General features: G+C 67.6%; 5 protein-coding genes and 1 pseudogene. 4 read left to right on the top strand and 2 right to left on the bottom strand.

Going from position 1 to position 12,831, the window contains the following annotated elements; genetic code table 11:
* The first annotated feature begins 15 nt into the window (after positions 1-15).
* Positions 16-576 (top strand): pyridoxamine 5'-phosphate oxidase family protein, encoded by a 561-nt coding sequence (locus tag POL67_RS03950; RefSeq protein WP_271915686.1) that lies wholly within the window; start codon positions 16-18, stop codon positions 574-576.
* 24 nt (positions 577-600) lie between these two features.
* Here POL67_RS03950 and POL67_RS03945 read toward each other — a convergent pair whose 3' ends face one another.
* Both POL67_RS03945 and POL67_RS54085 read right to left on the bottom strand, forming a co-directional pair.
* Positions 601-1,593: a tetratricopeptide repeat protein gene (locus POL67_RS03945; RefSeq protein ID WP_271915685.1), complete on the bottom strand. Its 993-nt coding sequence runs from the start codon at positions 1,591-1,593 to the stop codon at positions 601-603.
* A 64-nt stretch (positions 1,594-1,657) separates the two neighbouring features.
* Positions 1,658-2,379, bottom strand: a pseudogene (locus POL67_RS54085) (MerR family transcriptional regulator).
* A 148-nt stretch (positions 2,380-2,527) separates the two neighbouring features.
* On the opposite strand from POL67_RS54085, the gene POL67_RS03925 reads away from it, so the two are divergent.
* The 3 genes from POL67_RS03925 to POL67_RS03915 all read left to right on the top strand — a co-directional run bounded on the left by POL67_RS03925 (position 2,528) and on the right by POL67_RS03915 (position 12,824).
* Positions 2,528-4,306, top strand: a complete 1,779-nt coding sequence (locus tag POL67_RS03925; RefSeq protein ID WP_271915684.1) for a vWA domain-containing protein — start codon at positions 2,528-2,530, stop codon at positions 4,304-4,306.
* 346 nt (positions 4,307-4,652) lie between these two features.
* Complete coding sequence (locus POL67_RS03920) at positions 4,653-7,454, top strand: YncE family protein (protein ID WP_271915683.1); 2,802 nt, start codon at positions 4,653-4,655, stop codon at positions 7,452-7,454.
* Positions 7,455-7,655: 201 nt separating this feature from the next.
* Positions 7,656-12,824: an AAA family ATPase gene (locus tag POL67_RS03915; protein ID WP_271915682.1), complete on the top strand. Its 5,169-nt coding sequence runs from the start codon at positions 7,656-7,658 to the stop codon at positions 12,822-12,824.
* Positions 12,825-12,831 lie beyond the last annotated feature (7 nt).

Genomic DNA, 12,831 nt, shown 5'->3' with positions numbered 1-12,831 from the left:
CTACCCTTGTCGGCCGTGGGAAAACTCTATGACAGCCTCGATGACGAGCTCATCGGGTTCATCCAGCGACAACACGTCTTTTTCGTCGCCACGGCCCCGCTCGCCGGCGACGGCTTCGTGAACCTCTCGCCCAAGGGCTACGATACCCTGCGCGTGTTCGGTCCGCGCACGCTTGGGTACCTGGATTTCGCGGGGAGCGGTGTCGAGACGATCGCCCACGCCCGCGAGAACGGGCGCATCGTGCTGCTCTTTTGCGCCTTCGAGGGCCCGCCGCGCATTCTGCGGATTCACGGCCGCGCCGAGGCCTTCGAGCCGGACGACGCGCAATTCCCCGCCCTGCGCGAGCCCTTCGGCCCGCCACGCGCGGGCGAACGGGCCATCCTGCGCATCGAGGCGACGCGGATCGCGACGTCGTGCGGCTACGGCGTGCCCCTCTACGAGTTTGTCGGAGAACGTGCGCAGCTCACGGATTGGGGGGAAACGAAAGGGGCCGAGGGGATGCGGGAGTATATGGAAAAGAAAAATATGACCAGCCTCGACGGGCTGCCGGGCCTGCACCTCGGCAAGTCCCGCTGATCGGTCCCTGGAAAAGCGAAATCCCTAGCCGAGGCGCTCCCGCGCGAGCGCCGCCGTATACGACTCGGGATCCCTCTCGATCACGAGCCTCCATACCTCGGCGGCCCGCTCGGCCCGCCCGAGCGACGCAAGCGTGTCGCCCCACGCGAGCAAGCCATCCCCTCCCTGTCCGCGGAAGACGTGCCTCGCGCCCTCCTCGAACCGCGCAAGCGCCTCCTCGAAACGGCCCTCGCGCGCCGCGATCCGGCCGAGCAAAAAGAGCGCATTGCGCCGCGACGACGCGCGCTTTGCGACCGCATCCCCGCGGAGGACCGCGCGCCGCGCGGCCGCAGGGTCCCCCTCGGCGAGGCGCAAGAAGGCCTCGGCGAAATGGTATTCACTCCGGAAATCACCGGGGAGATCGTTCTCGCACGCGCGTTCGAACAGGGCGCGCGCCTCCCCGGCGCGCTCCTGCGAGGCGAGCACCCACGTCCCGTGCAGCGCCGCTCCCGTGCGGGCGAGCGCGTCGCCGGTTTCGAGGGCCCGCCGTGTATGCGCGAGCGACGCCTCCCAGCGGCCGAGGTTTGCCAGCGCCTCGGCCTCGTTGATGCATAAAATGGCGTCGTTCTGCGCGAGCGACCACGCCGCGCGACGCGAAAGCGCCCGCTTGTAATACCCCGCGGCGACATCCACGCAGACGAGCAGGTTCACGACGTAGAGGGCAAACTCGCCGCTCGGCTCCTCGAACACGGGGATGTCGTCGATCGCGCGGCAAGCCTCCTCCACCCGGCCCTCGTAATAGAGCGCCATCGCGGTCTCGGCCTGCACGTAGGCCGCGGGCATGCGGGCGCTCGAAACCGCGAGGAGCAACCTCGACGTCGTGAACCACCCGCGGCCCCGTGCCTGCCGCGCATGCGAGCTCAGCTTGGTGGCGGCTTCGTACGAGATGAGCCGATCCCCTACGAAGGCCCCGGCCGCGACGAGCCCGACAAAGAGCCAGGCCCCCACGAAGAGCTCGTAAAACCCATTCTCGTCCATGCTTCGCCCCGCGAGGGAGCGCCAGGATACGGCAGGTCGTGCGGCCGGGACAAGCTATTTTTCGTCAGACGCTCGTGCCTCCCTTTCGCGCGGCCTGCGCCCGGCGCACGTAATCGTAGAGCGCCGGGTCGTGGCCCTGCTGCGCCGCGAAGCCAGGCTCGTTCTTGTACATGTTTTCGAGCGACTGCCGAATCCCCGGGTTTCCCCCGGTGAACATCTCGACGAGCTCCATCCAGCGCCCGGCGAGCGCCTGCACGGCCGGATCCTCGGCGGCGTACCCTTCTCCATTTCCGCGCGGACCTTCGCGATCAGCGCCGGCCATTCCGCCTGCACGGCTTGCATCGCCTCCTCGCCGAACGCCTGCCGCCGCGCCTCGAGCTCCGCGAGCTGCTCCTTCGTGTAGTATTTCTCGATCATGTTCATCACCTCGATCGTCTTCAAAAGTTCATCGGCCGATACGCGCTCGCTCTTCGTAAGCCAGGCGGCGAGCACCTCCAGGCGGCCGAGGAGCTTCCGGGTGAGCTCCATTTGTTCCTGCAAACGCGTGATGTGCATGTGGACGATGGAGAGCGGCGAGAGGTCGGGCCGCGCGAGCAGGTCCCGGATCTCGTCGAGCGACAGGCCGAGCTGCCGCAGCGATAAAATCTGCTGCAGCCTGGCCACGTCCCCCTCCCCGTACAGCCGATACCCCGCCCGTGAATGGTCGGACGGCGAGAGGAGCCCAATCTCGTCGTACCAGTGGAGTGTCCGGATGGACGTCCCCGTGGCCTTCGCCAGCTCTCCCACCTTCCACGTGCGCTTCTTCGCGCCCTTGTCCTTGCGCTCTCCAGCAGCCACGAACGGGACTCTAGGCCCTCACGTGACGTGAGGGTCAAGGGGCCTGCGAAAAAAAGGAGGGGTAGTCGGGTCCCCACGGCCCGAGGTACCCTTTGCCATGATCTCCCGCATCCTCCTTGGCTCCCTCGCGCTCCCTCTCCTCGCCGTTTCCCTCGCCGCGTCGTGCAGCGGCAATGGTGGCAGTTCTTCCGCCTCCTCGAACGCCACCGCCTCGGGCGGCACGGGCGGCTCCGGCGGCACGGGCGCCGACCCCGGGACCGGCGGGTTCGTCTCCGTCGGCGGCTCCGGCGGCGGCGGGCCCGACGTCTGCGATCCGCCCGACGTCCTCGTCGTCCTCGATAGGACCCTGACGATGCACAAGACCCCGGAGGGCGGAACACCGAGCGACGGGCCCGATTACAAGAGCTCGAAATGGTCCCAGGCGATCACCGCCGTCGAGCAGCTCGTCGCGCCTCCCCTCGACAAGGGCATTCGGTTCGGCGTCGAGCTCTGGCCCAAGGACCCGGGCGGCGGCGCCTGCATCACCCTCGCCGAGCGCGTGCTCAATACGAAGCAGGCGACGAACCCGGCTTGCCAGGAGGGCGAGGTCCTGATCACCCCGGGCCTCGATCAGGGCATGGCCATTCAAGCGCTCCTCGATCCGGCCACCACCACGCTCTGCACGAGCACGCCCACCGGCAATGCCCTGCTCACGGCCGAGCAGCACCTCCAGGGAATCGCCGTCCCCGGGCGCGAGCAATACGTCGTGCTCGTGACCGACGGCGCGGACTGGGACCAATCCTGCCCGGAGCCCAATCCCTTGCCCATCGCGCAGGCCCTCATGAAGAAGGGCATCAAGACGTACATCGTTGGCTTCTCCGCGACCGGCGACATCCAGCCCGGCGGCGTCGGCGCCGAGTTCCTCAACAACATGGCCTGCGCCGGCGGCACCGCGAAGGGGTTCCCGGCCTCCTGCACCGACGACGGCAATGGCAACTACACGTCCACCGATCCCACGGGCGCGCCGCTCTACCTCAAGGCTGGCAACGCGGCGGAGCTCGCCCTCGCGCTCAAGTCGATCGGCGGCAAGCTCTGCTGCAATTGCGGCGATACGTGTGATCCCCCCGAAATCCTCATCGCCCTCGACCGCACGCTCACCATGCACAAGACCCCGAACGGCGAGACACCCACGGACGGGCCCGATTACAAGAGCAGCAAGTGGCACCAGGCGCTCACCGCGATCGAGAAGATGGTGGCCCCGCCCCGCGACGCGCATGCGCGGTACGGCCTCGAACTCTGGCCGAGAGATCCGGGTGGAAACACGTGTATCACCCTCGCGGAGCGGGTCACGGACACCAAGCAGGCGACGAACCCATTCTGCGAGAACGGCGAGATCGTCGTGCCCCCGGCCCTCGGCAGCGGCCCCGCCATCCAGCAATACCTCGATCCGGCCACCACCCGCCTCTGCATCAGCACGCCCACGGGCCAGGCCCTCTTCACGGCGACGGACCACCTCCTCAAGAGCGTCACGCCTGGCCGCGACCAATACGTCGTCCTCGTGACCGACGGCGCGGATTGGGACCAGTCTTGCCCCGATCCGAATCCGCTGCCCATCGTACAGCAGCTCTCGGCTTCGGGGATCCGCACATTCGTGGTCGGCTTCTCCGCGGAGGGCGCCATTCAGCCGGGCGGCGTCGGCGCCGCGTTCCTCAACGACATGGCTTGCGCGGGGCAGACGGCCAAGGGGTTCCCGGCGGGCTGCCAGGAGGGGCCGGGCGGTTTCGTCGCCAAGGATCCGAACGGGGACGTCCTCTACCTGCAAGCAAGCGACTCCGCGGGCCTCGACAAGGCGCTCGCCGGCGTGGCCGACGACCTTTGCTGCGACTGCGTCAAATGACGCAGGGCCGCCAGACGGCCATCCCCTCCCTCCTTCCTATCGACATCGCCTGAGCCCCCCCCCTCGCGGTCCCACCGACCCGAGTTCAGTAAAAGCAGAATCCACCCATCCCCCCTCCGGGCGAATCCCTCGCTGCGCCCCGGAGATGGCGCATGCACGTCGAAAATTCGTCATCATGCAATTGACTCAAATTGCTCTTGAAAGGCGAACCCATTTATGTAGGATACACTTGGGCTCGGCATTTGCTCATGCCCGGATTGCACGGTCGCACCTGGCGAACGTAACAACCTCCTTTTGTGTCGATGGGACGATCTCGATTCGATCGCCCCATCGAGAAAGAGGCCTCATGTCCACGAAGCTCCCTCCGGGCGAACGGCATTCACCTTCACAGGAGAACGAGGCGCGGATCCCGGTTTTGCGTCGCCGCCTCGGGACGACCCTCGGTGTTGCGGCCGCCCTCGCGACGCTCGCGGCGCCGGCGGCTGCCGAGGCCTCCTCTTTTGCGCTCTTCGAGAGTGGTCAGGTACGACCCCTCGCTCTTTCTCCGGATGGGAGCCGGCTCTATGCCGTCAACACCCCCGACAACCGTCTGGAGATTTTCCACGTCACGATCCTCGGCCTCATCCACCTCGGCTCCGTCACGGTGGGCCTCGAGCCCGTCGCGGTCGCGGCGCGGAACAATGACGAGGTGTGGGTCGTCAATCATCTCTCCGATAGCATCAGCATCGTCGACGTGAAGCCCGGCTTTGCGCCGCGCGTCGTGCGGACGTTGCTCGTCGGCGACGAGCCACGCGACCTCGTCTTTGGCGGCCCCGGCAAGAACCGCGCGTTCATCACGACGGCCCACCGTGGTCAGAACATTCCTTTTGATCCCAAGCTCACGACCCCCGGCGTCGGCCGGGCCGACGTATGGGTCTTCGACGCGACGAACCTCGGCCCGAACACGCTCGGGGGTGCTCCGCTCAACATCATCACGCTGTTCACGGACACACCGCGCGCGCTCGCCGTGAGCCCGGACGGGTCACACGTGTACGCCGCCGGCTTCCATACCGGCAATCGAACGACGTCCCTTCATCGGGACCTCGTGGCGCAGCTCGGCGGCCTGCCGGCGCCGAGGACCGATTCGCTCGGCGTGGAGCAGCCGCCCACCGCGCTCATCGTCAAATTCGACGGACAGCACTGGGTCGACTACGACGGGGAACCCTGGGACGGGGTCGTCAACTTCACGCTCCCCGACAAGGACGTCTTCGTCATCGACGCCGCGGCGAACCCGCCGGCCCAGCTCCCGGGCGCATCGGGCGTTTATGCCGGTGTCGGGACGATCCTCTTCAACATGATCGTCAACCCGGCGAACGGAAAGGTCTACGTCACGAATACCGAGGCGAACAACCTCCAGCGGTTCGAGGGCCCGGGGACGTTCGCCGGTTCGACCGTGCGCGGCCACCTCCACGAGTCGCGGATCTCGATCCTCAAAAATGGCGCCGTGAGCTCGCGGCACCTCAACAAGCACATCAATTACAACGCCCCCGTCGCGCCGCTCCCGAACGCCACGAACGAAAAGAGCCTCGCGACCCCGGTCGGGATGGCCATCACGCAAAACGGCAAAAAGCTCTATGTCGCGGCGCTCGGATCGAGCAAGATCGGCATCTTCGACACGGCGCAGCTCGAAAACGACACCTTCGTCCCGAGCGCGTCGAACCACATCGTCCTCGACGACGGCGGCGAGCCCGTGGGTCCGACGGGCCTCGTGCTCGACGAGGCCCGCAATCGCCTCTACGTGCTCACGCGCTTCGACAACAAGATCGCGGTCGTGAACCCCACGACGAAAGCCGTGCTCGCGCGCGTCCCGATGTACAACCCCGAGCCCCCGAGCATCACCGAGGGCCGCCAGTACCTCTACGACGCCCGGTTCAGCTCCAGCAACGGCGAGTCGTCCTGCGCGAGTTGCCACGTCTTTGGTGATTTCGACAGCCTCGCCTGGGACCTCGGCAATCCGGAGGAGACCACGATCCCCTTGCCGGGGCCGGTCGCCCTCGCGCTGCCGGAGTTTTTCGAAACGTTCGACAACCTCGACGCCCTCAAGGGCCCCATGACCACGCAGAGCCTGCGCGGAATGGCGAACCACGGCCCGATGCACTGGCGTGGCGACCGCACCATGGGCAACGCCGAGCCGAGCGCCCAGCCGAACGACGGCACGTTCGACGAACGCGGCGCCTTCGCGACGTTCCAGGGCGGATTCGTCGGCCTGCTCGGGCGCACACAGCCCATTCCGCCCGACGACATGGAGGCCTTCACGGATTTCGTGCTCCAGATCATGTACCCGCCGAACCCGATCCGGCGCCTCGACAACTCGCTCACGCCGGATCAACAGGCCGGGCGCGACCATTTCTTCACGCCCGATGCCGCCATCCTGGCCTGCGAGGACTGCCACCGGCTCGCCCCCGACGCGAACGCCGCGTTCGGCGAGCCATTCCCGGGTTTCTTCGGCACGGACGGGCGGTACGTCCTCAACGAGGTCCCGCAGCCGATGAAGGTCCCGCACCTGCGGAACCTCTATCAGAAGGTCGGGATGTTCGGCATGCCCGCGGTGCCGTCGATTCTCCCGGGGCACAACGAGCTCACGGGTGATCAGGTCCGCGGGTTCGGCTTCCTCAATGACGGCGCCGAGGACACGATCTTCCGCTTCATGCACTCGCCCGGATTCGACCTCCTGAGCGGCTTCAGCCCGAACGGGTTCGACGATCGTCCCGGCGGCGACGGTGATATCAAGCGCCGCCAGGTCGAGCAATTCCTCCTCGCCTTCGATTCCAACCTTGCGCCGATCGTCGGCCAGCAGGTCACGTGGACGAGCCACAACGGCGCCGCGGCGAGCGGGCGCCTCGACCTCTTCCTCGCGCGGGCGGACGAGGGCGAGTGCGACGTCGTGGCGAAGATGCAATTCGCGCTCGAAGAGATCGGCTTCCACTACGTCGGCGCGAACCAGTTCGTCTCGAGCAAGCAGTCGTTCGGCCCGCTCTCGCGGACCATGCTCGTGCTCGTCGCGAACCTCCTCCACACCGAGATCACCTTCACCGCCGTCCCCCCCGGCTCCGGCGAGCGAATCGGCATCGATCGCGACGAAGACGGCATCCGCGACGGCGACGAGTGAATGCAGCACCGCCGCGCAGGATCGTTGTGACACGAACTACACCACGCTACCTGCGCGGCGTACCTCCCAAGATCCAGCGTCGACCGATTGACGATGACGCAACGGCAGAAAAACGACGCGACGGGAGCACAAAGCCTTGTTACAGACCGCCGCACCGGATAGCTTCGTGCTCTTGCGGGGGGACATGTCCAGGGAGCTGTCATGTCCGCCGAGCCCATCCATCGCGCAGCCGATGACGTCCAGGGGGTCTCCTTCGAGGGTTTCACCGCGCTGACGCCCATCTACGAAGGGGCCGAGACGCTGGTGTTCCGTGGGACGAGAATCGCCGACGGCGCCCAGGTCGTCCTCAAGCAGACGAAAAACGAATATCCCACCGTCCGGGAGGTCGGCCGCCTGCGGCGCGAGTTCACGATCCTGCGCGAGCTCGGCGTGGAGTGCGCGCCCGAGGCGCTCGCGCTCGAAGAACACGGCCGTGGCGTCGTCCTGATCATGGCCGACATCGGCCATCCCACGCTGCGCGAGATCCTGGAGAGCCGAAGGCCCGATATCGAGACCGCGCTGACGATCGCCCTTTCGATCTCGAATGCGCTCGCCGCGGTCCACCGGAAGGGAATCCTTCACAAGGACCTGACCCCACGAAATGTCTTGATCGAGGCGTCGACCTGGACGGCGCACCTCATCGATTTCGGCATTTCCGCGCGCATCTCCCGCGAGCTCCACGCGCCCACGGGGCCGCGCTCGCTCGAAGGGACGCTGCTCTACATGGCCCCCGAGCAGACGGGGCGCATGAACCGGGCCGTCGATTCCCGGACCGACCTCTACTCGCTCGGCGTGATCCTCTACGAGATGCTGACGGGCTCAGTGCCATTCCCGCAGCGCGAGCTCGCGGAGATCGTCCAGAGCCACCTCACACGCCCCCCCGTGCCGCCGCAAGAGCTCGTCCCCGCGGTGCCCGCGCCGCTCTCCGACCTCGTGATGACGCTGCTCGCAAAGACGCCGGAGGAGCGATACCAGAGCGACGCCGGGGTCCGGGCGGACCTCTCCGAATGCCTGCGGCAATGGAAAGCCTCCGGGACCATCACGCCCTTCCCGCTCCGGCAACACGACAAGGCGCCCGAGCTCCGCCGCGCGCAGCGGCTCTACGGCCGCGACCGTGACATCGAGGCGCTCCTCCAGGCGTTCGGCCGCGCCCGCGCGCGCGGCCCGGAGCTTTGCCTCGTCGCCGGCTACTCCGGCGTGGGCAAATCGGCGCTGGTCCACGAGATCCACAAGATCATCGCGCGGCACGGCGGCGGTTTTTTCGCCGCCGGCAAGTTCGACCAGATCTCGCGCGACGTCCCGCTCGCGCCCGTCGTGCAGGCGCTCCGCGAGCTCGTGCAGCAGATCCTGACGGAGCCGCCGGAGACGCTCGCGGCATACAAAAACGACCTGCTCACGTCCCTCGGCGGCAATGGCGCGCTCCTCGTCGAGCTCGTCCCCGAGCTCGAGCTCGTCCTCGGCGCGCAGCCCAAGGTCTCCGACCTGCCGCCCGATCAAGCGAAAAACCGCTTCGAGCTCACGCTCCAGAACTTCCTGCACGTGTTCGCGAGCGAGGCGCACCCCCTGGTGATCTTCCTCGACGACCTCCAGTGGATGGATCCCGCCTCGCAGCGGCTCCTGCACCTGCTCCTCACGGACGCGTTCAGCCGGCATCTGCTCATCATCGGCGCGTATCGCGACAACGAGGTTTCCCCCGGCCACCCGCTCTCGACCCTGCTCGACGAGCTCGTGAGCTCGGGGTTTTCGCCCGCGAGGATCCACCTCGCGCCCCTCGATCGCGACATGGTCGGAAGCCTCGTCGCCGACACGCTGACGAGCAAGCCCGAGGAGGTCCAGACGCTCGCGGACCTCGTCTACGAGAAGACGCAGGGCAACCCGTTCTTCGCGCACCAGTTCATGGTCGCATTGTACGAGCGGGGCCTGCTCCGCTTCGACCCCGAGCGCGGCGCGTGGCAATGGGACGACACGGCCATCCGCGCCGCGAACGTGACCGACAACGTGGTCGACCTGATGGTCGGCGTCCTCCGCCGCCTCTCGCCGGAGACGCAGCACGTGCTCAAGCGCGCGGCGTGCATCGGCCATTCCTTCGATTTCGGCTCGCTCGCGACGATCGCCGAAAAGCCGGCGACCGAGGTCTCCGCGGCGCTGTGGGAGGCGCTCCGGGCGGGGCTCGTCGTGTCGCTCGACGGCGATTACAGGTATCTCGAAGCCGGGCTCGGGGGCGGCGCGCGGGAGCTCTCGGCGTCGCTCTTCAACGTCCGCTACCAGTTCGTCCACGACCGCGTCCTCTCAGCCGCCTACACGCTCGTCGAGCCGGAGCAACGAAAGCAGCTCCACCTCTCCATTGGCCGCCTGCTCCGGAAGCGGTCGGGCGAGCGCCCGCGCGACGACGAGCTGCTCGACCTCGTCCACCATTTGAACCTCGGCGCCGCGGCCATCACCGATCGGGCCGAGCGGCTCGACCTCGCGGAGATCAACCTGCGCGCCGGGCAAAGGTCGAAAGCCGCGACAGCCTATCACGCGGGGGCCATTTACACGCGCGCGGGCATCGACTTGCTCGACGTGGCCGACTGGGACGAGCGTTACGACCTCTGCTTCTCGCTCTACATCGAAGGCGGCCAGAATGCGTACCTGAGCGGCGACGCTGCGGGGGCCGAGGCGCTCTTCCTCGAACTCTTGCGCCGCGTGAAGACGGACGTCGAGCGGGCGACGGTCCAGAGGCAACGCATCTACAACAACGTCTCGCACGGCCGCTTCGTCGAGGCGGTGCGGACCGGCAGCGAGACGCTCGCGTTCCTCGGGCATCCCTTGCCGATGGAGGAGCTCGGTTCGCCCGCGGTGATGATGTCGGAGCTCGAGAAGCTCACCACGAACCTGCGCGGGCGCGGCATTCTCGACCTCGCCGACGCGCCGGAGGCCTCGGATCCGGTGATCCGATCGGTCCTCTCGATCCTCGACGCCATCTCGGACAGCGCCCACCACATCAACCCCATTGCGTTCTCCGTCATCAACCTCCGGGCTGTGAACGTGGGCCTCGTGCATGGCCACACCGAGCTGTGCCCCTTCCCGTATGCGTGCGTCGGTTACGTGCTCGCGGGGATGTTCGGCCGCGTGAACGAGGGGATGGAGTTCTGCAAGCTCGCGGAGGCCATCAACCAGAAATGCCCGAGCGCGATGCAGCTCTCGCGGCTCCACATCCCCTGGGGGAGCTGCGTGCACATGCAGCACCCGATGCGCCAGGCCAACGAGAACTGGGCCATCGCGCGACAGAAGGGCCTGGAGACCGGCGAATACTACATGATCGGCACCGCGTGTTTCCTCGAGACGATGGGGAACGTGTTCGCGGGCAATCCGATCGAAGAGCTCGTCGAGGAGGCCGAGAAGCACCTCGCCATCATCCGCCGCACGCGCATGCCGGCGAACCTGGCCACCATGACCGTCGTCAGGCAGACCATCGCGTGCCTCGCGGGCAAGACGCGGGATCGCACGTCGCTCGACGACGAGACGTTCCACGAAAATGAGTTCGTCTCACGCCTCGATGACGAGCATTTCGGCAACGCGAAGATCCACCACGCGATCCTGAAGACGCTCGTCTACCTGATCCACGGCCAGTACGAGGATGCCTGGACGTGGTCCGAGGCCGCCGAGCGGAGCATCGGGTTTGCCGGCGGAAACCTCGCCTCGAAGGTCCATCCCTGCCTCCGCGCCCTCGTGCTCCTCGGCCTGCCTCGCGCCGAGGCGCACGAGGAGGCCGAACGACAGGCGGAGATCCTGCGCAAATGCCGCGCGGAGGTCGCGCAGCTCGCCGCCTGGTCCCCGAAGAGCTTCGCGCACCTCGAGGCCATGGTGAACGCGGAGGCGGCGCGCACGGAAGGGGACCTGGAGGGCGCGATCCGCCTCTACGAACGGGCCATCACGCTCTGCCAGGAGAACAAGGCCCCGCATTTCGAGGCGCTGACCGGCGAGCTGTGCGCCAAGTTCTACCTGAGCATCGGCGCGCCGACCGCGGGCGGCGGCTACATGAAAAACGCTTACCGTGCCTACGCGCACTGGGGCGCAGTGCCGAAGGTCGTGGCGCTGGAGAACGAGGCCACCCACATCTGGCCTTCGCTCCGCGAGGTCTCGCGCACGCGCGGGGCGTCGACGACCGCCAGTTCGAGCGCATCCCTCGCGACCCGAACCCTCCTCGGACAAACCAGCCTCGGCAGCCTCCGCGACGCCGCGCTCGTCGTCCGGGCCGCCCAGGAAATCGCGAGCGAGATCGACCTGCCCCAGGTCGTCGATCGGCTCGCGAAGCTCGTGCTGGAGAACGCGGGCGCCGACCACGGCTTGCTCATCCTCGCGCGGGACGGAGAGCTCGTCGCCGAAGCGACGTTCCGGCCGGCCGGCAGCACGCTCGACGTGGGGCGCGGCCAGCCGCTCGAAGACGTGCAGGCGTGCGCGAAGAGCGTCATCCACTACGTCACGCGCACCCTCGAACCGGTCGTCCTCGACAACTCGCGCAAGGCCTCGCGGTTCTCGGACGACCCGTACATCCAGGCGTTCGCGCCGAAATCGATCCTCTGCCTGCCCCTCCTCCACCAGGGCCGGCTGAGCGGCGCGCTCTACCTCGAAAACCGCATGACGGCGGGCGTCTTCGACGCGGCGCGTGTCGAGCTGCTCACGCTCCTCTCCTCGCAGGCGGCCATCGCGATCGAGATCGCGCGCCTCATCGAGAACACGCACACCGCGAACGAGCAGGTCAAGCGCGCGAACGAGCGGCTGGAGATGGAGGTCGCGCACCGGACGGAGGAGCTGCGCCGGGTCAACGACAGCCTGTTCGACATGAACCAGGCGCTCGAAATGGAGCTCGGCCAGCGCCGCGAGATCGAGCATGAGCGCGCGGCGCTGCACGAGCAGGTCGTCGCGGGGCAACGCCAGCGCCTGGCGGAGCTCTCGACGCCGCTCTTGCCGATCACGAAGGACATCGTCGTGATGCCGCTCATCGGCACGATGGATACCGAGCGCGCCGAGCAGGTGCTCAGCGTGGCGCTCGACGGCGCCCAGCGCCTCGGAGCCCGGGTCGTGATCCTCGACGTCACGGGCATGAAGCACGTCGACACACACGTCGCGGGCATGCTGGTGAACGTGGCCGCCGCGCTCCGGCTGCTCGGCTCCGAGACGGTGCTCACGGGCATCGCGCCGCGGATCGCGCAGACGCTCATCGCGCTCGACGTCGATCTGAAATCGTTCGTCACGATGGGCACGCTCCAGAGCGGCATGGAGTACGCGCTCCGGCGCTGCCGTCACGTCGACCTCGCGCCCGCTCGTCGTGGCGGCCCGCACCGCTGAAACAAGG

Origin of the sequence: Polyangium mundeleinium, assembly GCF_028369105.1 — a bacterium.
GTDB classification, from domain to species: domain Bacteria; phylum Myxococcota_A; class Polyangia; order Polyangiales; family Polyangiaceae; genus Polyangium; species Polyangium mundeleinium.
The sequence above is the reverse complement of the archived record's forward strand: the minus strand, read 5'-3'. Positions and strand labels throughout refer to the sequence as shown.

What these genes read in the sequence shown, in the direction of transcription:
- POL67_RS03920 (WP_271915683.1), top strand. Translation starts at nt 4,653, where the DNA reads ATGTCCACGAAGCTCCCTCCGGGCGAACGGCATTCACCTTCACAGGAG.
- POL67_RS03945 (WP_271915685.1), bottom strand. Translation starts at nt 1,593, where the DNA reads ATGGACGAGAATGGGTTTTACGAGCTCTTCGTGGGGGCCTGGCTCTTT.
- POL67_RS03925 (WP_271915684.1), top strand. Translation starts at nt 2,528, where the DNA reads ATGATCTCCCGCATCCTCCTTGGCTCCCTCGCGCTCCCTCTCCTCGCC.
- POL67_RS03915 (WP_271915682.1), top strand. Translation starts at nt 7,656, where the DNA reads ATGTCCGCCGAGCCCATCCATCGCGCAGCCGATGACGTCCAGGGGGTC.